The sequence below is a fragment of the Methylomonas lenta genome (assembly GCF_001644015.1).
Classification (GTDB): domain Bacteria; phylum Pseudomonadota; class Gammaproteobacteria; order Methylococcales; family Methylomonadaceae; genus Methylomonas; species Methylomonas lenta.
The window spans coordinates 1-25,140 of sequence record NZ_LUUI01000161.1; the positions used below are offsets into that span (position 1 = coordinate 1).

The 25,140-nt window shown below is 43.6% G+C and carries 21 protein-coding genes and 3 tRNA genes; 12 read left to right on the top strand and 12 right to left on the bottom strand.

Annotated features, from left to right (window positions below; all coding sequences use genetic code 11):
- Positions 1 to 558: 558 nt before the first annotated feature.
- Genes A1359_RS20130 through A1359_RS20140 form a run of 3 tightly spaced genes read right to left on the bottom strand, consistent with a single transcriptional unit; the run spans position 559 to position 4,738 of the window.
- Positions 559 to 3,888 carry an NAD-glutamate dehydrogenase domain-containing protein gene (locus A1359_RS20130; RefSeq protein ID WP_066987722.1) on the bottom strand — a complete coding sequence of 1,110 codons (3,330 nt, stop codon included), beginning with the start codon at positions 3,886 to 3,888 and terminating at the stop codon, positions 559 to 561.
- A 53-nt stretch (positions 3,889 to 3,941) separates the two neighbouring features.
- Positions 3,942 to 4,367, bottom strand: a complete 426-nt coding sequence (locus tag A1359_RS20135; protein ID WP_066987724.1) for an ATP-binding protein — start codon at positions 4,365 to 4,367, stop codon at positions 3,942 to 3,944.
- 38 nt (positions 4,368 to 4,405) lie between these two features.
- Positions 4,406 to 4,738, bottom strand: coding sequence for an STAS domain-containing protein (locus A1359_RS20140; protein ID WP_066987726.1), 333 nt, complete (start codon positions 4,736 to 4,738; stop codon positions 4,406 to 4,408).
- 322 nt (positions 4,739 to 5,060) lie between these two features.
- On the opposite strand from A1359_RS20140, the gene A1359_RS20145 reads away from it, so the two are divergent.
- From A1359_RS20145 to A1359_RS20165, 5 genes are all read left to right on the top strand, one after another.
- The gene (locus A1359_RS20145) at positions 5,061 to 7,310 is read left to right on the top strand and encodes a PAS domain S-box protein (protein ID WP_066987728.1); all 2,250 of its coding nucleotides are present in this window, start codon (positions 5,061 to 5,063) and stop codon (positions 7,308 to 7,310) included.
- A gap of 273 nt (positions 7,311 to 7,583) precedes the next feature.
- Positions 7,584 to 8,651, top strand: a complete 1,068-nt coding sequence (gene glnL / locus A1359_RS20150; RefSeq protein ID WP_066987733.1) for a nitrogen regulation protein NR(II) — start codon at positions 7,584 to 7,586, stop codon at positions 8,649 to 8,651.
- 49 nt (positions 8,652 to 8,700) lie between these two features.
- Complete coding sequence (gene ntrC, locus A1359_RS20155) at positions 8,701 to 10,116, top strand: nitrogen regulation protein NR(I) (protein WP_066987735.1); 1,416 nt, start codon at positions 8,701 to 8,703, stop codon at positions 10,114 to 10,116.
- An 88-nt stretch (positions 10,117 to 10,204) separates the two neighbouring features.
- A complete protein-coding gene (locus A1359_RS20160) occupies positions 10,205 to 11,563 on the top strand; it encodes a P-loop NTPase family protein (protein ID WP_066987737.1) in 1,359 nt (452 codons plus the stop codon).
- A gap of 153 nt (positions 11,564 to 11,716) precedes the next feature.
- The gene (locus tag A1359_RS20165; protein ID WP_232322415.1) at positions 11,717 to 12,085 is read left to right on the top strand and encodes a hypothetical protein; all 369 of its coding nucleotides are present in this window, start codon (positions 11,717 to 11,719) and stop codon (positions 12,083 to 12,085) included.
- 5 nt (positions 12,086 to 12,090) lie between these two features.
- Here the strand turns inward: A1359_RS20165 and A1359_RS20170 are convergent, their stop codons facing one another.
- Positions 12,091 to 12,879: a DUF2066 domain-containing protein gene (locus A1359_RS20170; protein ID WP_232322417.1), complete on the bottom strand. Its 789-nt coding sequence runs from the start codon at positions 12,877 to 12,879 to the stop codon at positions 12,091 to 12,093.
- 111 nt (positions 12,880 to 12,990) lie between these two features.
- On the opposite strand from A1359_RS20170, the gene purM reads away from it, so the two are divergent.
- Complete coding sequence (gene purM / locus A1359_RS20175) at positions 12,991 to 14,034, top strand: phosphoribosylformylglycinamidine cyclo-ligase (RefSeq protein ID WP_066987743.1); 1,044 nt, start codon at positions 12,991 to 12,993, stop codon at positions 14,032 to 14,034.
- 109 nt (positions 14,035 to 14,143) lie between these two features.
- Here the strand turns inward: purM and A1359_RS20180 are convergent.
- The 4 genes from A1359_RS20180 to gltX form a co-directional block, all read right to left on the bottom strand.
- Positions 14,144 to 14,219, bottom strand: a tRNA-Glu gene (locus tag A1359_RS20180).
- Positions 14,220 to 14,259: 40 nt separating this feature from the next.
- A tRNA-Glu gene (locus A1359_RS20185) sits at positions 14,260 to 14,335 on the bottom strand.
- A 27-nt stretch (positions 14,336 to 14,362) separates the two neighbouring features.
- Positions 14,363 to 14,438, bottom strand: a tRNA-Ala gene (locus tag A1359_RS20190).
- Positions 14,439 to 14,479: 41 nt separating this feature from the next.
- On the bottom strand, positions 14,480 to 15,874 hold the full coding sequence (gltX, locus tag A1359_RS20195; protein WP_066987745.1) for a glutamate--tRNA ligase: 1,395 nt from the start codon (positions 15,872 to 15,874) through the stop codon (positions 14,480 to 14,482).
- Between the two features lie 201 nt (positions 15,875 to 16,075).
- Between gltX and A1359_RS20200 the strand changes: the two genes are divergently transcribed.
- Positions 16,076 to 16,285 (top strand): hypothetical protein, encoded by a 210-nt coding sequence (locus A1359_RS20200; protein WP_066987747.1) that lies wholly within the window; start codon positions 16,076 to 16,078, stop codon positions 16,283 to 16,285.
- Between the two features lie 93 nt (positions 16,286 to 16,378).
- On the top strand, positions 16,379 to 17,560 hold the full coding sequence (locus A1359_RS20205) for an OmpA family protein (protein ID WP_066987749.1): 1,182 nt from the start codon (positions 16,379 to 16,381) through the stop codon (positions 17,558 to 17,560).
- 91 nt (positions 17,561 to 17,651) lie between these two features.
- Here A1359_RS20205 and A1359_RS20210 read toward each other — a convergent pair whose 3' ends face one another.
- On the bottom strand, positions 17,652 to 18,491 hold the full coding sequence (locus A1359_RS20210) for a thermonuclease family protein (protein ID WP_232322418.1): 840 nt from the start codon (positions 18,489 to 18,491) through the stop codon (positions 17,652 to 17,654).
- 6 nt (positions 18,492 to 18,497) lie between these two features.
- Between A1359_RS20210 and A1359_RS20215 the strand changes: the two genes are divergently transcribed.
- The gene (locus A1359_RS20215; protein WP_066987753.1) at positions 18,498 to 19,046 is read left to right on the top strand and encodes a DUF1415 domain-containing protein; all 549 of its coding nucleotides are present in this window, start codon (positions 18,498 to 18,500) and stop codon (positions 19,044 to 19,046) included.
- Here A1359_RS20215 and A1359_RS20220 read toward each other — a convergent pair.
- Positions 19,037 to 19,741: a TPR end-of-group domain-containing protein gene (locus A1359_RS20220; protein WP_066987755.1), complete on the bottom strand. Its 705-nt coding sequence runs from the start codon at positions 19,739 to 19,741 to the stop codon at positions 19,037 to 19,039. The genes A1359_RS20215 and A1359_RS20220 overlap by 10 nt on opposite strands.
- Positions 19,742 to 19,830: 89 nt before the next feature.
- Here A1359_RS20220 and A1359_RS20225 point away from each other — a divergent pair, with 89 nt between their 5' ends.
- Together A1359_RS20225 and A1359_RS20230 are read left to right on the top strand one after the other, a co-directional pair.
- Positions 19,831 to 20,145, top strand: coding sequence for a DUF2288 domain-containing protein (locus tag A1359_RS20225; protein WP_066987757.1), 315 nt, complete (start codon positions 19,831 to 19,833; stop codon positions 20,143 to 20,145).
- Between the two features lie 37 nt (positions 20,146 to 20,182).
- Positions 20,183 to 20,521, top strand: coding sequence for a cupin domain-containing protein (locus A1359_RS20230; RefSeq protein WP_066987760.1), 339 nt, complete (start codon positions 20,183 to 20,185; stop codon positions 20,519 to 20,521).
- Here A1359_RS20230 and A1359_RS20235 read toward each other — a convergent pair.
- Positions 20,518 to 21,816, bottom strand: a complete 1,299-nt coding sequence (locus tag A1359_RS20235; RefSeq protein WP_066987891.1) for a DEAD/DEAH box helicase — start codon at positions 21,814 to 21,816, stop codon at positions 20,518 to 20,520. The genes A1359_RS20230 and A1359_RS20235 overlap by 4 nt on opposite strands.
- A 147-nt stretch (positions 21,817 to 21,963) precedes the next feature.
- Between A1359_RS20235 and A1359_RS20240 the strand changes: the two genes are divergently transcribed.
- Positions 21,964 to 22,323 carry a PilZ domain-containing protein gene (locus A1359_RS20240; protein ID WP_066987762.1) on the top strand — a complete coding sequence of 120 codons (360 nt, stop codon included), beginning with the start codon at positions 21,964 to 21,966 and terminating at the stop codon, positions 22,321 to 22,323.
- Between the two features lie 47 nt (positions 22,324 to 22,370).
- On the opposite strand, the gene rapA is transcribed toward A1359_RS20240, so the two are convergent.
- Positions 22,371 to 25,139, bottom strand: coding sequence for an RNA polymerase-associated protein RapA (gene rapA / locus A1359_RS20245; RefSeq protein ID WP_066987764.1), 2,769 nt, complete (start codon positions 25,137 to 25,139; stop codon positions 22,371 to 22,373).
- Position 25,140: the final 1 nt, after the last annotated feature.

The window sequence follows — 25,140 nt, forward strand, 5'->3', positions numbered from 1 at the left end:
AACCCGTCAACTGTTTTTTTCGATTCAAGTTACTATCTTTTAATTCTGCCTGAAGAAACACACCCAAACATATTATAACCTTATGATTTTATAAGCCATTAACACCGACTAACTTTATTTCGACATCCCTTGCTCATCACAATAAAATCTTCTCTCATCAATAACTTCAGTTGATCATGCACCGTTAGCCGCCTCTCATTACCGCATTAAGACAACCAGCCTTTTACCTGAAGCAAATCAGAGTCAACCAACCGCATCTTTATTCAAAGCAGCCTATTTTGAGTTACATCCTGAGACCTATCTATAAGCATAAAGTACACAGCAATGAATGAGACATCCCGTGCTGACCGGCATCAGCTCTTTCGAGACTTTATTGCAATGGCAATGTCGACTGTTGGCGCCAACACATCAACCGATAAACAACTTAATGACCTCAGGCAATCATTAAGGAAATCACTACTGAAAGACCTAACATTTTAACTTTATTCGGCAAGCATACTTAATCCGACTCTTGCTCAGACCGTATTCGAAGACCGAAGCACTGAATGATTTAACCATCTAATCATCCAGCAGGCGCCCCAACTCTCTTATTAATGATACATAGGCTAATAAATTTACAGGCTTGATTTTTTGATTTTCCAGATAAATATTTCTATAGCGCTTTATTTTATATTTTTCTAGATGCATATCAATATACTCCGAACAGCTTTTTTGCTGACTACGCAAAATTTTCTTAATTAACTGCGCTGTAAACTGCAGTATATCCGCTTGTAAAGCATTACAGACGCTTTGTACCCAGTAATCTCGCCGAGGTATCTTGATCAGCTGCTGATTAATTTCATGCAAGCCGAGGGTTTTATTTACATCATTCAATAGCGTTAATATTAAATTGAAATCCTGTTGCGTCTCGGTCGCCAATAAAACCATAAAAGGGAAGTCTTGTAGAGCCGCTATAAAAAATAATTTTTCTGCCAATTCTTCTGGCAAACCTGCTTGGAGAATAATCTCAGCACCTGCTTGTCTACCCAATTGATTACTTTTCTTTAAATAGTTCTTATACTCGATTAAGTAACGCCTATAACAGTTAATCGTATCAATATCAGGGCTTATACTTTTATTATTTAATACTGACCAGTGACAAAAACCAGCCAGAACCCGTTCGAGTTGTAGCAATAATTCATATTGCTGATCCGTCGACACTATATTATCCAAAGCAAAAACTTCCTGCCTCAACGCCTCAGCTTGCAAGACTTTGTCAAACACTAAATAACTATTAATATAAGACAGGCTATTACCATTCTCACTGCCGTTATCCTGATTTAAAAAACTACAGCCGGCTTGATTAATGATTTTGTTACTTATAATCGTTGCTTTTATTTCATTGGCCAATGGGTGGCTAGCCAAATGTGATTTATACATTTCACAGAATTCTGCCGGAAAATAGGCTTGCAAATAATCATCATAATATGACGCCTGTAACAGAACAGCTTGACTTTGTAACTGTTGAGTCAGATACATTTTACTGGCGGACATCAATACAGCCAGCTCTGGACGCGAAACAACCAGCCCTGGTCGAGATTGAATTTCCTTAGTTGTAGGAAAGGATTCAACAGCTCGATCTAAAAGCCCGACAGCCTCCAATCGTTCTGCTACTTGCATAAATATGGTCGTGTTTTCTTTACACCTGCGTTGCTCTAAAGATAAACATAAGCTTTGATTATAGTTATCTGCTAATACCAATTGACAAACAGCTTCTGTCATGCCAACAAACAAACTTTGATAATCTGCAATAATCTGCTTATTGTGCAATCCTCTGAGCAATATCTTTAAATTAACTTCGTGATCTGATATATCAACACCGGCTGAATTATCCACCGCATCAGTATTAATTCGACCACCGCGCAAACTATATTCAGTGCGCGCATTTTGGGTAAAACCTAAATTTGCCCCCTCGCCCACCACCATGGCGCCCAAATCACAAGCATCCACACGCACATTATCATTGCTTCGATCGCCAACTTCTTCGGATTTTTCTGTACTTGCTTTAACATAAGTACCAATACCACCTAGCCATAATAATTCGACAGGTGTTTTTAATAAATATTGAATTAGTGATTCACCATCAATAGATTTATAGCGAATACCTAACCATTTTTTTATTTCCGCAGAAACCGGAATGTCTTTATCTGCCCGGGAAAATACTCCTCCTCCAGAAGAAATTAGACTCCGATCATAATCATTCCAGGTTGAACCAGGCAGTTCAAATAAGCGTTGTCGTTCTTTAAATGCTTCGTCAGATGCTGTTGGTTTTGGGTCAATAAATATATGTTGCCCACTGAATGCTGCCAACAGCCTAATACAAGGTGACAGCAACATACCATTGCCAAACACATCACCATCCATACTGCCAACACCTATAACGGTAAACGCCTGTTTTTGAATGTCTTTACCTATTTCACGAAAATGGCGCTGCACACATTTCCAGGCGCCACGTGCCGTGATACCTAAGACTTTATGGTCATAACCACGAGAACCGCCACTGGCAAAAGCATCGGACAACCAAAATTGATACTCCGCAGCAACCGCATTGGCAACATCAGAAAACTTGGCGGTACCTTTATCTGCAGCAACCACTAAATAAGGGTCAGGGTCGTCATGTACCACGGTACCTACTGGATTAACAATCGTCTCATCATGATAGTTGTCGGTTAAATCCAGCAACCCCCTGATTAATCTAATGTAAGCTTTTTTGCCCGCCTCTCTGAAATCTTGTTCTAATCCATTCTTTTTTACAACAAAACCGCCTTTAGCGCCGGTAGGAATAATTAAGGCATTTTTACTAATCTGCGTTTGCATTAAATCCAATATTTCTGTTCTGAAGTCATCAATCCGATCAGACCAACGAATGCCGCCACGAGATACTTTACCACCACGTAAATGTATACCTTCCATGTCGACACCATGCACATAAATTTCATACTGTGGTTTAGGTGCGGGCATATCAATAACACCCAGGCTATTTACTTTAATCGCAATAAAATAGTCATTCTGCAGACAGCGTTGATGAAAATTACTCCTGACTGTTGCATCGATAAGATTAAACATAATGCGCAAAATCCTATCATCATTAATATTTACAACCGAGGCCATATTTTCTAGTATCTTCAAACGCAAAGGAAATAAGACTTGCTCTTCTCTGACCATAGAATCTTGCCAATCGGGATTGGGCCTAAACCGTGCTTCAAAATAATAATATAAGCCTTGCGCGACTAAAGGATTATTAATCAGAGCATGGTGAACACTGGCTTTTGTGGTTCTATGCTCTAGTTGTAAATAGTAGTTTCGGTAAGTACGTAAGACATCACAAGCTTGCCAGTTAATACCCGTTATAATAACCAACTTATTGAGCGCATCATTTTCAACTCGCTCTTCCATAATGACTTGAATAGTTTCCAACAGCAGACTTTTTAACTTACTAAAAGGCGCGGATTGACTGGTTGCTGCTTTGATAGTAAAACTTTTAATGCTTGCTGAAACACCCTCTATTAAAAAGTTATATTGAACCTGATCTATAACCCGCAAATTCAAGTTTTCTAATACGGGAATATATTCATCAAGGTAACGCTCTTCTAGGGTATAAAAATGCAGTCTATAGTGTATATTATTTGCGTAGGGCTTAATTAGACAGACACCTTGATTATTAGATACAAGCAAGCGCTCTAATTGTAAAATATCATTAAGTGCGTAACGAGGTGAAATTAAAGATTTATAGTATGATGGGAATAAACTATTATACTTTTCCCATAAGGGTAATCCAGATTGATTTCCTAGTGATTTTTCAATTATAACTTTAAGCGTTTCCAACCATGATTTAGACCGATTATGCATATAATTATCCGCAATTGAATTCCCAGAATGCTTGAAAGTTTTCCTGCCATAAACTAATTGATATATTTAATAACTTCCAAAACATTACAATCACCCTCTCGGGTATAAGTGACTGCATCCATCATGGATCGTATAAAAAAAAGTCCCATACCACTTTCTTCCGGATGATCAAAATCAGGTGTCGGTACGCTATCCAGATCAAAACCCTGACCATGATCATAAATTTTTATATTTAACAATCCATCCTGTAGGTGAATAGATATCCTAACAGTGTCTTTATGGTTACTATCATTAGCATGCTTGATCACATTAGCCGTTGCTTCAGTTAATACCAGATTTAACTGATAGGCTAAAGCCTCTCTATCACCTGAGAAGTTTTCTAGCTCTTTTACAACACTCTCACCTAGACTGCCGATTAAATCTAAATATTTTGTATGCGTAGGGACAATAACGTCCACTTGTATATCTGAAGAACACATAGATAATCTCTAAAGTTAAGGTGATTTACTGCGACCACCTAATTAGTAATAACTTCGCTTATATCAGTATAAATTTCAAACACTCGGGTAAGCCTGGTTAGTTCAAACATTGACAAGACTTGTTGCTGTATATTGGCTAATGCGAATTGCCCGGATTTAGCAACCATGTGCTTATGCCCGAACAATAAAGCCCCTAGACCAGAACTATCAATAAATCGAACATGTTCTAATTGAATGATGATATGACTTTCTCCGCCTTCAATCATCTGTAAAATATATTCTTTTAATTCTGCAGAATTATGTGCATCTATTCTTTCATCATGAATAGTCAACACACTAAACTCATTAATTTTTTCCAGATTCAAATTCATTTATTTACTAGGCAATAAAAATGTTTAAAACAATTGCAATCAAATCTTAACATCAACTCAAGAAAAAAATTGCATTAATTCACGCTACGTTAATGCATATGAAATCACTTGCTCATTAACAGCGCAAAGATGTATTGTTAAAGCTGTACTCTTGGTTTGCTTAAATTGACTACTAACAACGTTGGGAACCTATGTATTCGCACTGATTTAAGGTTTTCTATCAGGCCTTTCGTCTTTAATGCTGTTAAGTTCGATGCTATTAGGCAAGAAACAACAGCGCAGCGCCGAAGGCCGCACCCAATCTTTTTCCAACACTTAATTCATGCAAAATTTAATCGATAACTTCAGATTCTATATGCTGATCATCAGAACCAAGCTTGCTGATGATACACCACCCTCTGCATGCATCATCCATGCAAATCGTTCTGCAGAAAATCTACTTGGCTATCACCAAAAAGATCTAATAGATCGACCACTTGACTCAGTTATTACACTAAAAGAAATATCTGTTTGGGAAGAAGCTTTAGCAAGCACTGAGCACGGAGACGCAGACAACTGTTTTGAAGCTGAAATAATCACCCAAAATCAACATAGAATCCAGGCCTTACTTTCCCTATCCCCTCTACCCAAGCAAAACACAGCTTACACAGACAGTGTTTTGCTGATCCAAGCCATCAAGCCAGGCAATGATCTCTTGGTAATGCGTCGGGTGGTGGAACAAAGTGCCAGCGCAATGATGTTGACTAATTACACTGGCAACATCGAATATATTAATCCAAAATTCACTGAACTCACCGGCTATACAGCTAAAGAATTACTTGGTCAAAACCCCAAAATCCTCCAATCAGGCAATACATCCTTGGAGCACTATCAAAACATGTGGTCTGCCCTGATTAAATATGGCGAGTGGCAAGGCGAAGTTCAGAACAAACACAAAAACGGCAGTGATTACTGGGTGCTTGAAAGTGTCAGCACCATAAAAAATAGCGAAGGTGAGATCACCCATTTCCTAGCCGTTGAAGAAGACATTACCCACCGCAAGGCTGTTGAATCAGCATTGACTGAAAGCGAGGAGCGCTTCCGTCAAATGGCGGATTTATCCGGCGAATGGCTATGGGAACAAGACCCCGATGGCTATTACTTATATAGCAGTAGTGCTGTAAAACAAATTTTGGGTTTCAGTGAAGCGCAAATCATTGGGAAACACTACACAACACTTTTAACCCCGCAAGACCAAGAATCCCAAACAGCCTTTTCGACTAACCACCACGCCTTTAATGCCTTGGTCAATCACTATCAACATAGAGATGGTCATCAAATTCTGACAGAATCAACCGGCTTACCGATCACCGATCCCAACGGAACCTTAATAAAATGGCGAGGTATAGATAGGGACATCACTGCCAAAATGAATTTTCAGGCGGCACTGATCGAATCTGAAAAACGCACCCGCATGATTATTGACAGTTCAATGAATGCCATCATTATCATGGATTCTTCCGGCCTGATTACCGATTGGAATCACAGCGCGGAGAGAATGTTTGGTTGGTCGGCTGATGAAGCGACTAGCCAACGTTTGGACAAGTTGATTATTCCTGAGCGTTTTCATCAAGCACACCAGGCAGGTTTAATCACTTATTTAGGCTCCGGTACTTGGCCTTTATTAAATCAGCAAACAGAACAAGTGGCCAAAAGACGAGATGGTACTGAATTTCCAATCGAACTTTGTGTTTCACCTTTGAAAATTGGCAACGACTATATTTTTAGCAACTTTATTCATGATATTTCCGGCAGAAAATCGGCGGAAAAACAAATTCGTCAGTCCCAAGTCAACTTGGCGATTGCTCAGAATGAAATCAAAATTGCTCAAGAAATTCAAGCCACTTTATCGCCTTCCACCCCCATCAAATTGGCTGCTTTCGAAATAACCGGTTTTTGTGTTCCCGCCGACAAAGTGGGCGGAGATTATTATGATTATTTTTTTCGTAATGACAGTCACCTGGATATTGTCATAGCCGATGTTTCCGGGCATTCGATTGGTCCCGCATTATTTATGGTAGAAACGCGTAGCGCATTACGCGCCCAAAACAATCCATCCGTCACCCCGGCAGAAACATTAGGGCTTTTAAACAACTTTCTGTTTATTGATTTAAATAATTCTGATTACTTCATTACCCTGTTTTACATGCAAGTAGACCTTGACCGGCAGCAGCTAAGTTATGCAAATGCAGGACATCCGCCCCCACTATTATTTAATCGAATTCAAAATAAATTTATGGAATTAGATGCCGATGGCCTGATTGTTGGCATTAAACAAGACGTTTTTTTTGAAGAGAAATCAATGTCACTTTGCGAGGGCGATGTAATCCTTTTTTATACTGATGGATTAATCGAAGCTGAAAATGCCAAGCAAGAATTTTTTGGCCTAGAGCGGGTTAAAGCTATTTTTTGTCAAAATTCCCACCTAACACCTCAAGCAATAATTGATACTTTATTTACGACTTTACAAGATTTTTGCCAAAGAACTCTTTTTGATGATGATATTACATTAATGGTTTTTAAATGGCACTGAGACGCCAGCAAGGTTTCAGCCGCTTGTTTTCAGAGGACGCCAGTTAAAATGCCGATTTCAGATCAGCTAAAGATGCATCAGCTGTAGCCAGTCAAAAAACTATTAAGCTTAACCGGCCTCTTCGCACCAAAACAACTCGCTAAAACAAATATTTGCACCAAACAAGTGCGTAAGTTATTTTAACCCGTCACCATGCGGCGGTCTCAAGCATTTAATTTGATTGGCGCACAAATTGCTTTATAACGGCTAACAACTAGCAACACCTATCAAACTGTGCATAAAAAAATACTCGATCACATCAATGAAGCAATCCTGCTATTTGATAAGGATTTGCGCTTAACCTACATCAATCCCGCCGGGGAAATTCTGTTAGCGGATAGCGCTAAACATTTGATCGGCAACCTTGCGCAAACTTTGTTTAAAACGGCACACAACAGTCTGTTTACAGATTTACTACAGCGCCTGCACCAAAATGAGCCGCTGGTTGACAGAGAATTGATACTGGAAGGCTTGCATCAATCCTTTACCGTTAACCTTAGCGCAACCCCAATGCTGGAAGATGGCGTATTATCAGAAATACTGATCGAGTTACAGCAGGTTGATCGACATTTACGCATTACCAAGGAAGAGCAATTACTGGCGCAACAAAATACCAGTCGTATGCTGGTGCGCGGTTTGGCACACGAAATCAAAAACCCTTTGGGCGGCTTGCGAGGCGCAGCCCAATTACTCGATCTTGAGCTGCAAGATCCGGAGTTAAAAGAATACACGCAAATCATCATCGCCGAATCCGATCGTTTACAGGAATTGATGGACAAAATGCTGGGGCCTAACAAACCGGCAAACAAGAGTCCTTTAAATATTCATGAAGTACTGGAACGCGTCAGACAACTGGTTACAGTCGAAACTGGCAGCAATATCACATTAAAAACGGATTACGATCCCAGCATTCCGGAACTGTTCGCTGACAAAAACCAAATGATACAAGCACTTTTGAACATTGTGCGCAATGCAATTCAGGCCATTCAAAATACCGGCAACATCATCATTAAAACCCGAATTCAACGCCACATGACCTTAGGACGCAAACTATACAAACTAGTAGCCAAGATTGACATAATTGACAATGGCCCGGGCATTCAACCCGGCTTGATGGGGCAAATATTCTACCCCATGATCACTGGTCGTCCTGAAGGTACAGGCCTGGGGCTTTCAATCGCCCAATCTCTAATCAACCAGCATAATGGATTGATTGAATGTGAAAGCGAGCCAGGCCACACTGTGTTTTCTATATTTTTGCCTATCATGAATCCAGCCCAAAATATGGGTAAGTTTCGCTAAAACGATGCAAGTTTTATGATGTTGCCCACCTCAAATTCTGGAGCCCATAATGCCACTACCCGATAAAGTCTGGGTTGTCGACGACGACAAATCAATACGCTGGGTGCTGGATAAAGCCTTGCAAAAAGCCAGCATCAATACCCGCTGTTTTTCTAATGCCAACGACTTACTGGAAGCGCTATCCCATGATTTACCTCATGTTCTGATTACTGACATTCGCATGCCAGGCATGGATGGCTTGGAATTGTTAAAAAAAATTCAACAAGACTATCCATCACTGCCTGTGATCATCATGACTGCGCATTCAGATCTGGAAAGTGCGGTATCTGCCTTTCACGGCGGCGCTTTTGAATATTTACCCAAACCCTTCGACATTAATGTCGTGGTAGATACTGTAAAGCGCGCCTGTCAGCATAGTAAACAACAAAACGATAGCCAAGCCAAACCGGAAGACATGGACAATACGCCGGAAATTATCGGTGAGGCGCCCGCTATGCAAGAAGTTTTTCGCGCCATTGGTCGCCTGGCACGCTCTCATATTACGGTTTTGATTAACGGTGAATCCGGCACAGGCAAAGAGTTAGTCGCAAAAGCATTGCACCGGCACAGTCCGCGAGCTCAGCAAACATTTGTTGCACTCAATATGGCTGCAATCCCGCGAGATTTAATGGAGTCCGAATTATTTGGACATGAAAAAGGCGCTTTTACCGGTGCTCAAGCCCGCCGTATTGGCCGATTTGAACAAGCCAATAATGGCACTTTATTTCTGGATGAAATCGGCGACATGCCAGCCGAACTGCAAACCCGTCTTTTGCGGGTACTTTCAGATAATGAATTTTATCCGGTAGGGGCTCATGCGCCCATTAAAGTGAATGTCCGCATCATTGCGGCCACTCATCAAAATCTGGAGATCTTAGTTGCACAAGGCCGTTTTCGGGAAGATTTATTCCATCGCTTAAACGTTATTCGCATTCATATACCACCACTACGCGAACGCCAACAAGACATTGGTTTATTAATGCGTTACTTTTTGCATCAGAGCGCCAGAGAACTGGGTACAGAAGTCAAAGTCTTAAAACCTGAGGCGGAGGCTTTTTTAAGCAGCTTGAAATGGCCTGGTAATGTCCGACAACTTGAAAACACCTGTCGCTGGTTAACGGTGATGGCTTCCGGTCGAGAAATTCATCTTGAAGACTTACCGCCCGAATTAAGCACGCCCCCAATCGACAGCAACAGCGAATCACCAGTCGATAACTGGGAAAGTCTTTTACAAAACTGGATCAGGCAACAGCTGGTATCAGGCAAGCACGATATTGCCAAACATGCGATCAATAATGTCGAAACATTATTGATTCAAACTGCGCTAAATCATACCCACGGAAAAAAACACGAGGCAGCATTATTACTAGGCTATGGCCGCAACACGCTAACTCGAAAACTGAAAGAACTGGCTATTGAGGAATAACCCGGCTTGATTTAGAATTTATTCTGCTTAAAACATCGGTGTATACTCTTAAGCAAAACAACTTCTAACAGGCTAGGGTTTCATTCTCATGGCAGATAAAACGGTAAGTAAACACCTCATAAATATAGAAAAACAATTTGCCAGCACTGACCCTGTGTTACAGAAAGCAGTAAAAGTGTTCCAGGACCTGGATGAAATGGAATTTGAAATGGGCTTGATAGAAAACGATGAAACCACCGCCCGTAAAAGCTCATGGTGGCCGCTTATCAGCTTGGTAGGTGGTTATTCGCCAGCAAAATCCGATTTTCTCAATCGGTTTTTAGAGGCAAATTTACATACCACCCGACATAAATTCACTGTTTTGCAATACACCCCGCAGGCCACTAGCGCCACCCTGCCTGGCACCGCATTGGACGCAGATCACCGTTTGCCGTTTTATCAAATCAGCCAAACTATCGAGCAGTCAATTCCGGGTGAAGGCGCTAAAGTCAATAGTTACCTGGAGTTGGTTACTGTCAACAGCGGCAAGTTAAAAAACAAATTAGTGATCGATACCGCTGTACTCAATCCTTCTGCAGAAAATGCCGCAAACACCCTGTTACGGCAGCATGTGATTGCTATTTCCGATTTGGTTTTGGTGTTTACCGACTTGTTTGAAGCCGATTCTGATTTAAATAAAGACTCTGTTGCCAGTATCGTCAAATACCAGGACACCAACAAATTTTTGTTTGTTATCGATCATTCTGAAATTGGCCTGGACGAGAATAAAACGCAAGAGATCATCACCTCCTGGCAAAGACGCTTAGCAGAGTTTGGTATTTTTACCGGCCAATATGTCGTACTATCGCAAAACAGCAGCGACTCTCAAATCGAGCAGCGGGTAAACAACCTGAACAACGATCGCTCCTACCGCGTACTGGGCGCGCTCGAAAACAGCATTCGAGCCATTGATGATGTCATTATGCCTGAGGTTGAAAGCGCTCTGACCACCTGGAAAGAACGTTGCAATGCTTCAACACTGATTATCCTTTCATTCATAATCATGTTGATTTTGTTTGCGGAAATCGCAGTCGGTGTGCTTGATCTGTTTTTTGACCCTATCATTGGTCCACTTTTCATTGTTACTTTAATCGCCTTCCTGACACCTATACATATTGTTGTCAGCCGAGTACATGCCAAATTCATCATCAATCATTTGCACAAACGCCAAAAACAACTCAATCTCAGTGAAGACTTAGCCGGTTTATTTGAAAAAAGCCTGAGTTTCTGGCGTATTTTATTACCTATGACCCAACCGGTGGGTAAAACCAAGAAAAATCGCAAAAAATTAAACCTCTTGTTAGAACAAGCTAAAGACTTGATTCAAGCGCTCAATGACCAATTCAGTCGCAGCCAATATCAAGAATATCACCCGCCTTATGATGCGCAAACGGGCGAGGAATATTGATTTTTAAAATAAAGACGCGTCATGAACTTAATCAAGCAATATTTAGCCCTTTGCTGGTTTAAAGTTTCGCCTCTGGATCTACCCAGGTCGACACTCTTTTTTAGACTCAACCTGGTTTTTAATTTTTTTATCTATTTTTTCATCCATTTCAATATGACGGATGAAATTGAATCGATCACGGAAGTGATCATTGAAACCCTATTAACCCTTGGATTTATTGCCTTCACGCTTGCGTTACACCGCACCATGTACACCTACATACAAGTGTGTTCTGCTGTTTTTTTCTGTGAAAATGTAATCGCTGTTTTGCTGATACCGATTATGTTTTGGGCCACGATTGCTGAAGATTGGCTGAGTTATGGTGTTTTGCTACTCATCCTGCTGTGGAACTGGGCCATGATTGCCGGTATTTTCAAAAAAATCATGAATATCAATATACTAGCAGGGATGGTGATGTCACTGTTTTACATTCTGTTTAGCTTTGGTGGCGGCTTTGCAATCAACAGCCTGATCAGCGGCTGATAATATCAATTGTTTGGCTTGACGCCATAATAATTAGATAATATCCGGTAAGCACCCTGCATGCCTTCCATCGCTGCTGCTTTTAACGGCAAACATTCATTGCTCCATTGTTGAATTTTACTATCAAAGTAAAAAGCCCATTCACCTTGCCAGCACTGATCTTTCCTAACCAATCGCCCTGCCATCATTGCCGGCACTTCGTACCTCGCCGATGCAGCTAATAGGTTTCTGGAATCTGCGCTCAATACATCACTCACCGAAATTCGTTGCTGCTCCTCTAAATCCAATATAGGAAACATAATTGGCACGCCCTTTACTTTAGAGGCCAACGACAAGGCGCTTTCAATATCCGGCAGCATATCGGGGTTATACAATTGACGTTTACCATCTTCCTCTACAACCAGCCAGATTAAGGTTTCCGGCCTAATCTCACTCCAGACACCGACCTGACTTGTGCGAATAACTTCTAGCAGTTGATCTTGGTCAAACTCCACTCTAATCAATCGGGCATCACTCTCAGAATAGGCGTCAGCCGGAATCAACGAATATTGGAATTGCTTGACGTAATGCTGAGCACCTTGTAACAACTGCTGGACAGCTGGCAGCTTTGAAATGTCATCCGATACCAGCACTCGGCTTAGCACCCCATATAGCGCTTGTTTTACAGCTTGCTCTCTATCGGCCGCAGATTCGCTATTCGCAATCAACTCAATTTCGTATAACCCCTTAACTTCGACAGCCTGCAACAGGTTAACAGGCAAAAAAACCAGCACTAATAAACTCCATAAACGCACTTGATTTCCCTTATTAATTATCATCGCTTGCGGCCTACCCTGAGGGTGTATGAAATGGAACTATAGTACAATATCGGTTGTTTCAACCTTAACTTTAGTAAGAGGCCCCCATTGAGCGCAAAACAGCACGATAGCCTGAATTATAAGAGTGCGGGCGTTGACATTGAAGCCGGTAATGCTTTAGTCGACCGCATCAAACCCATCGCGGCTAAAACCCGCAATGCCGGCGTTATGGCCGGACTTGGCGGCTTCGGTTCGCTGTTTGAATTACCGCTAGATCGCTATAAAAATCCGGTTTTAGTGTCGGGCACCGATGGAGTCGGCACTAAATTAAAACTGGCCTTGGACATGAAATTGCATAACACGGTAGGCATAGACTTAGTTGCCATGTGCGTCAACGACATCATCGTACAAGGTGCAGAGCCACTGTTCTTTTTAGATTATTTCGCTACCGGCAAACTGGATGTTGACACTGCCGCAGCGGTTATAGAAGGCATAGGTCAGGGCTGCGAACAGTCTGGTGCCGCGCTGGTGGGCGGAGAAACCGCAGAAATGCCCGGCATGTATAGTGATGGCGACTATGATCTTGCTGGTTTTTGTGTCGGCATCGTGGAAAAAGACCGTATCATCGACGGCAGCAAAGTCAAAGCAGGTGACAAACTCATCGGTCTTGCCTCTTCCGGCCCGCATTCTAATGGCTATTCTCTAATTCGAAAAATCATTGAGCGCAGCGGTTTAGCCTTAACCGATGACGTCAATGGAGTATCGCTCGGCAAAACCCTGCTGGAACCAACCCGCATCTACGTTAAACCCCTGCTCGAACTAATCAAACAAGTAGACATACATGCTCTGGCCCATATTACGGGCGGTGGTATTACCGAAAATCTGCCCCGAGTATTGCCGGACGACTTATGCGCCAAAATCGATTTATCTGCTTGGCAATTACCGGATATTTTCGTTTGGTTGCAACAACAAGGTAATGTGGAGCTGGCAGACATGCTGGTAACTTTTAATTGTGGCATTGGCATGATCATCTGCGTAGATGCAGCGGACGAAACCACTACTCTAGACCTACTCACACAATTGGGCGAGACTGCATTTAGTCTGGGTGACATCACCCCTGCCACAGACGACAAACGCGTCAAATATTACTAAGCCAATTGACTAAATCACCCAACATCAAGAGTTTGTTGGGTGATTTAGTCCAAAAACTTCTCGCATAAAAAAACCGCCTTTTCTCAACGAAAGAGGCGGTTTTATTTATTGGCGTCCCCACGGGGGTTCGAACCCCGGTTACCGCCGTGAAAGGGCGGTGTCCTAGGCCACTAGACGATGGGGACTAAGACTAATACTGCATATTTTTTAAAGCTTGCCAAAAAGTGGCGTCCCCACGGGGGTTCGAACCCCGGTTACCGCCGTGAAAGGGCGGTGTCCTAGGCCACTAGACGATGGGGACCAAGAACTTTTAAACAATTAACTACTTTGGTGGAGCCAAGCGGGATCGAACCGCTGACCTCTTGCATGCCATGCAAGCGCTCTCCCAGCTGAGCTATGGCCCCGTAGTTGAGACCGCGCATTATACGGGTATTTTAAGTCTTGTCTAGTTGTTTTTGATAAATTCAATCGCCCGCGCTATCCGAGACAAGGTTTTTTCCTTACCCAACAAGCACAGCGTCACGTCAATGGCAGGCGAAACTCCACAGCCACACACAGCCACACGTAAAGGCTGGGCCACCTTACCTAAACCTAATTGCAACTGTTCGGCACTATCCATCACCACCTGATGCAAAACTTCTGCCTGCCACTGGTCTAGCGCATCAAATTGATTTAACAGATGCTGCAGCACCTCTTCTGCGCCTGCTTTAAAGCTTTTCTTCACGGCTTTTTCATCATAGGCATCAAATTCACGATAGAAATATAGGCTTTCGTCAGCCATTTCCACCAATGTTTTGCAGCGCTCGCGTTGCGCCATGACGACATCAGCCAAAGCCGGTCCATTTGCAGGATCAATACCACGCTCACCCAAATGCCAGCTCAAATGATGTGCAACATGCGTTGGGTCACTAGTCATCAGGTATTGATGATTCAGCCATATCAATTTTTCAGTATTAAAAGTAGAAGCAGAGACGTTCACCTTTTCCAATTCAAACAACTGAATCATTTCATCAAGACTGAACAACTCCTGATCGCCGTGAGACCAACCCAGTCGCACCAGATAATTCAACAATGCTTCGGGCAAATAGCCTTCATTACGATACTGCATCACACTGACCGCACCATGACGCTTAGACAAGCGCGCACCATCCGACCCCAGAATCATCGGTACATGTGCATACACGGGCAACTGAGCTTTCAATGCCTGCAGAATATTAATCTGGCGTGGCGTATTATTAACATGGTCGTCGCCGCGTATCACATGCGTCACCCCCATATCCATATCATCCACAACTACGGTCAGATTATAGGTTGGTGTGCCATCAGAACGCGCAATGATCAAATCATCCAATTCTTTATTTGCAACAACGATGCGACCTTTTACCAAATCATCAATCACCACCTCGCCCTGCTCGGGATTTTTAAAGCGCACTACCCGCTCGCCTGTAGCGTTAGACCCTGACCGACACTTGCCGTTGTAACGCGGCTTTTCCTTATTAGCCATTTGCTGCTCACGCAAAGCATCCAGCTCTTCACGACTGCAATAGCAATAATAGGCATCCCCCTGATCCAGTAATTGCTGGATAACCTCTTTATAGCGATCAAATCGATGGGTTTGATAAAATGGACCTTCATCATACTCCAGCCCCAACCAAGTCATGCCTTCCAAAATGGCGTTTACCGACTCCTGACTAGAACGCTCAAGATCGGTATCTTCAATCCTTAAAATAAATTTTCCACCATGCTTGCGGGCATATAACCAAGAAAACAAGGCTGTTCTAGCACCTCCTACATGAAGATAACCTGTGGGACTGGGGGCAAAGCGGGTTCTTATACTCATATTCAATTACTTACCTGTTAAAAATCTTTTTGCATATTTTGCAAGGATAGAGCATGTAACATTCAATTGCACACTGCCTTTAGCGACTTGGGGGTTTACCTGGCATAGCCAGCGACCTCTAGCGAGCTGTTTGTTCCTGCATTTAGTCGCCTATTCACAACCATCCTGAGCGACGAGCGCTATAATGCGCTCATTACCCTCATGCACATTTTAATAACCCTGATGGTCGGTAATTTTGCCAGCCATGCAACTGCCGACTGTTGCCTGATTTTATTCATACACTCGAACCTGCACAAACTGGCGCATAAAAACAACAAACAAACCCCTACCATCCAAGGCAAAAATTACGCCGCTACCCTCACCACCAGTAAAAACAAAGGTTATTATTTCACGCTTGCCAGTTTTAAGTGAATGCAACTATTAAAATACAAGCATATTAGTGCTAGACTTACAGTCAGGCTGCAGGTTTGCCGAAATCTCAAAAACCTTTTAGGAGAAAACCCTATGCAAAAGATGCTCACACTCACCGCAGCACTGACAGGCTTGGTCTTGTCGGGTTGCGCAACACAATCCAGCAACAGCTTTCAGGCATTCCAGGCTGATGACTTAAATGCTCAAGTTAAATCAGGTCTTTTAGTGCAAAAAACCAACAGTTTTTTTGTTCTAAACGACTCATCTTCCTCGATGAGCAAAACCTATTTAAATTCAGCTGACTACAGCGGCACTAAACTGGATGTAGAAAAAAACCTGCTGAACAAGTTTAACCACACCATCCCTGACATTACTTTGTCATCGGGCTTACGTAGTTTTGGTTACGGTCCTTGCACCGACTGGAGCACCTCACACCTGAATCAACCGCTGCAAAGTTATTCAACTAGCGGCTTCGAAAGCGCCATCACTTCCCTAGAATGCTCTAGCGGCGGCACGCCGCTGGCTGAAGCAGTGGAAGCAGCCAAAGGTGATATAGCCAGCGCGCCTGGCAATATTGCCTTAGTCGTATTCAGCGACGGCATGGATGAAACCTCACCTGTCCCTGCTGCTGAGGCTCTGAAAGCTCAATACGGTGACAGACTATGCATTTACACCGTCTGGGTAGGTAATGAAGCTGATACTGCTGGCCAAGAAAATCTGCAATCCATTGTAGACACTGCAGGTTGTGGCATGGCAACCGATGTGAATGCAATTTCCAGCGCTGCCGGCATGAGCAACTTTGTCAAACAAGTGCTGTTTAAACCCGGCAATCCTGTTCCAGATTGCTCGCAACTGGATGAGGACCACGACGGCGTCAACAACTGTTTAGACAAATGTCCTGACACACCAACAGGCGCCATGGTTGACAATCATGGATGCTGGTCATATCACGGTGTATTCTTCGATTTTGATAGTGATAAAATCAAAGACAAGTTTCATCCTCTGTTAAAAAATGCAGTGGAAGTCATGAAACTCAACCCAAGCTTAACAGTTGAAATTCAAGGCCATACCGATAGCGTTGGCTCAGTCGGCTACAACTTGGGCCTGTCAGAGCGTCGCGCAAATGCAGTAGAAAACTCATTGATTCAAAATGGCGTTGATGACCGTCGCATGACCACTATTGGTTTTGGCAAATCTCACCCCGCCGAATCAAACGCTACCGAAGAAGGTCGTGCTTATAATCGTCGCGTAGAATTCATACGTACCGATAGATAGAGTCCAAATACGCTTTTAAAGTACAGAGGGAGGCTACGGCCTCCCTTTTTTTGCCTGACATTCCGATCAACATCCTGCCATTACGAGAAACTTACTCTAGTTGATCATGCTTGAGTATTAAATCAGCGGGATGACGTAGATTTAAGACATACCGATCTTTATTTTTGCTTACCCATCCTCTGGCTTCAATGTTTTTTCCCACATACCCTTGCAAAGTCGGAAATAAATCCAGTGTTTTCCGATCGATACGTAGAGAAACACTATCGGAAAACTGTAAATAAATGTATTTTTTTGCGCCCTTCAGTGCTTGTATCTGCCCGGTTATACGCTTCCATCCCTTATAGTTTTTGTTATTTAGAGATTGAAATGCTTGCGGCGCATAATCCGGATAAGCCCATATACCCAACCGCTCTTGCTCTGCCAAATGTTGCGCCATCGACAAAGCCTCAATATATTTCAGATTGGGTGGGTAAATATTCACAGTCGCCAAACCCTGTCGTACCAACTCCAAATTGACATGCTGCTTATCTTCGGTGAACACATGCGCCAAAGTGCGCTGATACTTATCCTGTTGTTCGACATCCACCTCCAATCTTACTTTTTTGTGCTGTAGAAGCTGCTGTAGCCACGCCTTTGCTTCTTCGCCACCTTGCTCAGCATCATTGTGTCGCCCAGCCACCTCAGGCGTATTAACACCCAAAAACCGCACTTTTTGCCCATTCTTCAATAAAATAGTGTCACCGTCGTAGACCTTTTCTACTGCATAATAAGTAAGCCCCACATCAACCGCTAAAATCCGGGCATTATCTTGCTGATGGCGATCGGAATAATGATGCTTACCCTGCGCATCAATCCACTGATAAACCTCAGCAGCGACTACTGCAGGCAACAGCGCTAACACGCAAACCAAGCTGACTTTATATTTATTCAATACTTTATGATTAAACAACACATCATTCACGCGACCCAAACCTGGTTAAAGTCCTTTATTATTGCTTTTAACATTTGCCCGTTTGCCCGCAGGGAGCACGAAAGAAACACTATCCGTTACCAGGTGGCTGACACTGAAAACATTGAAAAACAACTAGGTGCTTTAATTCAAGAATGCGAATATCTTGACACTCACACAGAAACGGAAACCACACTGTTAATTTTACCGACCGGTTTGAACGATTTCGACGATTACCTGGATTTGGTGGCGATTGCAGAACAATTATTAATCGAACAAAACTATGAAGGAGTCTATCAACTTGCTAGCTTCCATCCAGCGTATCGCTTTGAAAACGATTTAGATGACCAGGAAGATCCCAGCAACTACACCAATCGCTCACCTTACCCTATGCTGCATATCATCCGAGAAACCAGCATCGATCGCGCCGTGGCGAATCATCCTGATCCCGAAAGCATCCCAGTCCGCAATATCAAACTAACCCGCGAACTGGGTTTGGCCAAACTTCATGCTTTATTGGCTAGCTGTTATGAGTAATAATCAAAGTCTTCTGTTTTTTTCAGCTTAAATGAGGACTTATCAACCACTACCTCTGCATTGTTTAATTTTTCTCGCACTGGTTCAGGTTGGGCTTGCACATCTGCTATAAACTCTTTAAACCATTCCGCTTGCTTAACCTTATCCATATCCGGATCACCCTGAATATTATCCAGATTCGGCAAACTGCCAAATTCTCTAGCCTGCTGCAAAGCCTGCTGACAAGCTGGTTCATCGTTCCGCAAAGCATAAATGCAAGCTAAGTTATAGGCAGCACTGCCTTTTTGGATGTTATTGGCTTTTTCAAAAAAATCTTCCGCCAAGCCATACAGCCCAGCTTTACTGCCTTCGGGACTTATTCGCCCCAACTCCATAAATGCCACACCACCATCGATTGCCGCACCCAAATAGTTCGGCGCCATTAATAAACAAAATGAGAATTTAGAGATCGCATCTTCATAAATTTCGATAGCCTCCACCTCTGGCTTGCCATTTGCTTCGTGTAACAGGGCAAATCCCCAGTGATACAACGCATCAGACATCATTAAGTTATCAGAAATCACACTGGCAAAACCTTGATAAGCACCTTTATACAATTGCTCGGCTTTTCCAGCTTCACTGTTACGGGCTTGCGCGACTTGTTTAATTGCAGCATCCAGAGTTGAACGCTTTTTTAATGAACTCAAAAATGACATGTTTGATTCCTTACGGGTCTGTTTTGATACTAGTTGCGATAAAATAACTTTGAAGTCTACAACATCCCCACCCTCAAACGGTACATAAAATGACAGATTGTCCAATCGAACTGGAAAAAGCCAAAGTAAACTTAGAAACCTCTCAAATCCCCTGGCTGGATTTGCAACGTTTTTTTGCTGCCGGTCTGGCTATTGCTGTGGATGACAGTTTAGATTTGGTGGAAGTGGCTTATCAATTTTCCATCGACAATAAATCTTTAGTAGAAGACTGGCTAAACAAGCAACAACTAGCACCAGTCTCCGACCGGCAAGCAGAAAAGTGGTTCAACAATAAAATAGATGTGTGGGCGGTTGTAGTAAAACCCTGGATACTGGTGCAAGAACCAGCCACCAATAAAACTTAATCATTAATTACCGGCATGCTTACAACCCAATAAAACCATGAAAAGCAAACTTGCCTCTCTGTTTGCCGAGATCCCGCAAACATTACCGGAAGAATTATGTCAAACCTTGTTTCAAAGTTCCACCGTACGCATAGAGCGCATTCTGTCGCAGGGCCAGCATAGCGCAGAAAACACTTGGTACGATCAGGAACAAACAGAATGGGTGTTATTACTGCAAGGCAAAGCTCGACTGAGCTTTATCGATGCAGAGCCGGTCGAGTTAAATCCTGGCGATTACCTGCTATTGCCCGCGCATTGCAAGCACCGGGTAGATAGCACTGCCAGCGACCAGATCAGTATCTGGTTAGCAGTGCATGTTTACGATCCAGAGTCCTAGCGATTTCCAGAACGCTGGCGATTAACCGGCTTGCGCTCCGTATCCGGTTTACGCGACGAACCCGATTTTACCGATGGTCGCGACGAACGTCCGGTGGTTGCTCTTGGCGCGGGCTTAGCATTTTGCGGTGATTTTGACTTGGCAGCATTAAGATTTAGCGATACTTTTTCATACCCAGTATCGGCAACTTGTGGAATTTCCCGCTTCAATAACTTTTCGATTGCCGCCAGCAAATAAGCCTCCTCCTGATCGACCAGCGAAATCGCCTGACCTTCAGCCCCTGCCCGGCCAGTTCGACCGATACGATGCACATAATCTTCCGCAACTTGTGGCAAATCAAAATTAACTACATGCGGCAGTTGATCGATATCCAGCCCGCGAGCGGCAATATCGGTGGCAATCAGTGCAGTGATAGAGCCTTTCTTAAAGTCTTCCAGGGCACGAACGCGTGCACCCTGACTTTTATCGCCGTGCAGCGCCGCGCAACGTATGCCATCTTTGATCAATTGCTTGGCCAATCGATCGGCACCATGTTTGGTGCGGACAAACACCAGCACTTGCTGCCAATTACCATTTCCGATTAAAAATGACAACAGATCACGTTTTTGCTCACGTTTAATTGGATAAACCAGCTGTGTCACGGTATCAGCTGCTGCATTTTTTTTGGCTACCGAAATTTCCACCGGATCATGCAAAATCTGTTCGGCCAGTGCGCTAATTTCCGGTGCATAGGTCGCTGAAAACAACAGGTTTTGCCGCTTGGCTGGCAGTAAGGTAATAATTTTTCGTATGTCGCGGATAAAGCCCATATCCAGCATGCGATCAGCTTCATCCAAAACAAAATGCTCTATGTGGGATAAATCCACATGCTTTTGTTGAATTAAATCCAGCAATCGCCCCGGCGTAGCCACAACAATATCGACGCCGCGCTGCATTTTTTGAATCTGCGGATTAATGCTAACACCACCAAAAATGGCTTCGGCAATAAAAGGCAGATGCTTACCATAAGTTCTGACACTCTCGAATACTTGCATCGCCAACTCACGCGTAGGCGTTAGAATCAGCACTCGCAGAGGGCGCGGTTTTTGCGGGATAGGCTGATCTTGCAAGATCTTTAGTAATGGCAAGGTAAACCCGGCGGTTTTTCCTGTGCCCGTTTGCGCACCAGCCAACACATCACGCCCCTGCAAAATAACCGGAATGGCCTGCGCCTGAATCGGTGTTGGGGTTTGATAACCTTGATCGGCGACGGCTTGAAGCAACTGCTCCGATAACTCTAATTCTGTAAACAACATTAAATAACCTTGGTTGAGAGCTGCTTTTCGCAGCAAATAAAGTCCGCTTGCAACTGGCATTTTTATAAAAACGCTATACAATTCAATCGGGAAATAAAAAAAACAAGCTTGGGCAGGCAAGAACATTTACTAGAGGGAGAATGTCGCATGAAGTCAGAGAAACGCAATCACAAACGTATCAAACCAAAAGGCATGCTGGCCGGCATAATTTTCAATACCGAAAACCAGGAAATGACCCTGGATGCCGATATTTTGGATATTAGTTACAGCGGCATTCGGGTCAAATTAAAAGAACCTATTGCTTCTGACATGGTCGGCAAGATAAAAATCAATATGATACTACCGGAATCGAATACACCTTTTTGTGTTCACGGCATATTAATGCATCAAGCTTCAGACGACGTGTGCGGCATACACTATATTGATCACGTACATGGTTCCATCGATGACCTGATGTTCGAATGCGTTGAACTCGATGAAACCACTGTTTTTATCAAAACCCTCTGATAACAGCTTAACCCAATCAGGCAAGCATTAAAATACTGGTCTGGCGGCTAACTGGTTATAACAAACCTCAAAGCGTCTAAACGTAATTGTGCCGCCTGAATGCATTCGTGCGCCAGCATGGTCATTTCCTTTAGTTGCTGAATTTCCTGATCCTTGATCCCTGGGTTAATTTTTTTCAACCTGACCATCCGTTTGATTTCCGCTGTAAATGCAGCGATCATGCCATTACTACTCTCGGCAATCAAAGCATTCATCTGCGCCTGGGCATTCTGTTCTCCAGCTTTGATCATATCCTGTATGTGCTGACGCTGGCTACTCAGAAACTGACTGACTTGCTCTTTATCGATACTATCTAGGGTGTCCTGCATGGAATCATGTGAAACAGCTACTGTTAAATCTTTTTTGTTCTGATCGATCAACACCCTCAATGGGGTATGCGGCAAAAATCGACCAATTTGCAACTCTGCAGGTGCGCTACATTCCACTACAAACACTAATTCCAGCAAAAACTGACCAGCCTTAAGTTTTGCTTGCTTAATAATGCTGACTGATGCATTACCGGTCTCGCTAGACAATACCAGATCCATTGCAGCCAGCACCATCGGGTGCTCCTGGGTCAAAAACTGCATATCCTCGCGCGCCAAGGCAACATCTCTATCGACGGTGACCGTCAACCCATCATCTTGCAGCATAGGAAAATGTCCAATTCGCAAGTTTTCACTGGGCCACAGAATATGACAATTTTTAGAATGATATTCCACATCCACACCATAGCAGTCAAATAGTGCTTCCATATACGGCCACAAACTGCCCTCAACTTCAATATCATTCAGCTGTTTAATTAAGCCTGCTGCTTCAGTTGGCCGGCAGGAATTTAATTCCAGTAGTTGATCACGGCCATTTTGTAGCTCTGCTTCTATTTCCTGCGCCATCATTTGCGTGGCGACAATAAAAGCATCGATTTCAGCCTGATTCTGACACACCAGTACTTTTGTCAACTCGGCATGCAACTGCTTGGCAACCTGGCCGGCTGCCGAACAATTATGCCTCAGTGCATCCAGGCCTTCGTCATACCAACGAAATAGCACATGTTGTGGGCTATTGATTAGATACGGTATATGGATCTGAATCACCTGTTTTTGCCCGATTCTATCCAGACGCCCAATACGCTGCTGCAAAAGATCAGGGTTATCCGGCAAATCGAACAAAATCAAATGTCGCACAAACTGAAAATTCCGTCCTTCGCTACCGATTTCCGAGCATAACAATACTTGGGCACGGCTTTCGTCGTCGGCAAAAAACGCTGCCGCCCGATCACGCTCAACGATACTCATACCTTCATGAAAAACCGCCGCCGTATGACCAACTTGTTGCCGCAGCAACTGCTCAAGCTGGATAACTGTTTCTGCTCGCCGGCAAATCAACAAGGCTTTTTCGTCGCCCAAGGCTTTCAGTTTGTCTATCAGCCACAGAAAATAGGCACTGCTGGCTAGCTCAGTTTCGGCATTACCCTGCAAGGGATAGCCGTAACGCTGACGATCCGGAAAACCCTTTACGGTATGCCGAGAGTTTCTAAATAAAATCCGCCCGGTTCCATGGTGATCCAACAATAACTTAATCAACTCCTCACGCACACCGGCATTGTGCTGATCGCTACTCAGCTGTTGCAACAGCTTATCCACATTGTCATGTTGCAGTAGGCTTTTAAGCCGAATTTGCTGTTCTGTATTTAAAGGCTGATCAGATATCAGCTGATTGGCCAGCTCAGCCACCGGGGCGAACTGGCTTTCTTCTTTCACAAATTGCTGAAAGCTATAAAACCGATCGGGGTCGAGCAAACGTAAGCGGGCAAAGTGGCTTTCTTTGCCCAACTGTTCGGGTGTCGCTGTCAGCAAAATCAAACCTTCCACACTATTCGCCAATTGCTCGACAAATAAGTAATCGGCGCTGGGTGCTTGCTCGCTCCATTCCAGATGATGCGCTTCATCCACCACCACCATATCCCAGCCCGCATCAAGCGCTTGCGTTTGACGCTCTGGAAAATCGGCAAAAAACTGCTGACTGCAAAGTACTAATTGCTCAGTAGAAAATGGATTATCCTCCAGGCAGGCCATGCAGCGAGTTTCGTCTAATAAACTAAAGCGCAAATTAAAGCGCCGCAACATTTCAACTAGCCATTGGTACATCAAAGCTTCCGGCACCAGAATCAATACCCGTTGGCTCAAGCTGTTTATCAAACGATGCTGCAAAATCAAACCGGCTTCAATGGTCTTACCCAAGCCCACCTCATCGGCCAGCATAATCCGCGGCGCGATGCGATTAGCTGCCTGATGAGCAATGTACAATTGGTGCGGTATCAATGCTGCTCGCGCACCCTGCAAACCTTTCACAGCAGACTGCTGATGTTGCTGCTGACGGCGCCAGGTTTCAAAACGCAAACTAAACCAGGCACTAGGATCGAATTGCCCGGTAAACAACCTATCTTGAGGTTTATTGAATTGAATGTGGTGATTAAGCTCCATCTCATCAATTTGCTGAAACTGACCGTCTTCATCCAGGCCAAAATAGCTCAATAAACCATTTTGCTGTTGAATTTGTTGCACGGTAATTTTGCAATAATCGGTCGATTCAATCACATCGCCTTCGGCAAATTGAACCCGCGTCAAAGGCGCATTGTCACGGGCATAAACCCGCTTGTCGCCGGTAGCAAGAAACAACACCGTTACACGGTTTAACTCCGCATCTAAAATCATGCCTAAGCCTAGTTCAGACTCGGTATTACTAATCCAGCGCTGGCCGGGGATAAAATTGTTCATA

Coding starts and splice junctions, on each gene's coding strand:
- A1359_RS20225 (WP_066987757.1), top strand. CDS start 19,831: ATGACAGATTGTCCAATCGAACTGGAAAAAGCCAAAGTAAACTTAGAA.
- A1359_RS20135 (WP_066987724.1), bottom strand. CDS start 4,367: ATGTGTTCTTCAGATATACAAGTGGACGTTATTGTCCCTACGCATACA.
- A1359_RS20220 (WP_066987755.1), bottom strand. CDS start 19,741: ATGTCATTTTTGAGTTCATTAAAAAAGCGTTCAACTCTGGATGCTGCA.
- A1359_RS20240 (WP_066987762.1), top strand. CDS start 21,964: ATGAAGTCAGAGAAACGCAATCACAAACGTATCAAACCAAAAGGCATG.
- A1359_RS20145 (WP_066987728.1), top strand. CDS start 5,061: ATGCAAAATTTAATCGATAACTTCAGATTCTATATGCTGATCATCAGA.
- A1359_RS20235 (WP_066987891.1), bottom strand. CDS start 21,816: ATGTTGTTTACAGAATTAGAGTTATCGGAGCAGTTGCTTCAAGCCGTC.
- A1359_RS20215 (WP_066987753.1), top strand. CDS start 18,498: ATGATTAAACAACACATCATTCACGCGACCCAAACCTGGTTAAAGTCC.
- A1359_RS20230 (WP_066987760.1), top strand. CDS start 20,183: ATGAAAAGCAAACTTGCCTCTCTGTTTGCCGAGATCCCGCAAACATTA.
- A1359_RS20205 (WP_066987749.1), top strand. CDS start 16,379: ATGCAAAAGATGCTCACACTCACCGCAGCACTGACAGGCTTGGTCTTG.
- ntrC (WP_066987735.1), top strand. CDS start 8,701: ATGCCACTACCCGATAAAGTCTGGGTTGTCGACGACGACAAATCAATA.
- A1359_RS20140 (WP_066987726.1), bottom strand. CDS start 4,738: ATGAATTTGAATCTGGAAAAAATTAATGAGTTTAGTGTGTTGACTATT.
- A1359_RS20165 (WP_232322415.1), top strand. CDS start 11,717: ATGACGGATGAAATTGAATCGATCACGGAAGTGATCATTGAAACCCTA.
- A1359_RS20160 (WP_066987737.1), top strand. CDS start 10,205: ATGGCAGATAAAACGGTAAGTAAACACCTCATAAATATAGAAAAACAA.
- A1359_RS20200 (WP_066987747.1), top strand. CDS start 16,076: ATGCACATTTTAATAACCCTGATGGTCGGTAATTTTGCCAGCCATGCA.
- gltX (WP_066987745.1), bottom strand. CDS start 15,874: ATGAGTATAAGAACCCGCTTTGCCCCCAGTCCCACAGGTTATCTTCAT.
- rapA (WP_066987764.1), bottom strand. CDS start 25,139: ATGAACAATTTTATCCCCGGCCAGCGCTGGATTAGTAATACCGAGTCT.
- A1359_RS20130 (WP_066987722.1), bottom strand. CDS start 3,888: ATGCATAATCGGTCTAAATCATGGTTGGAAACGCTTAAAGTTATAATT.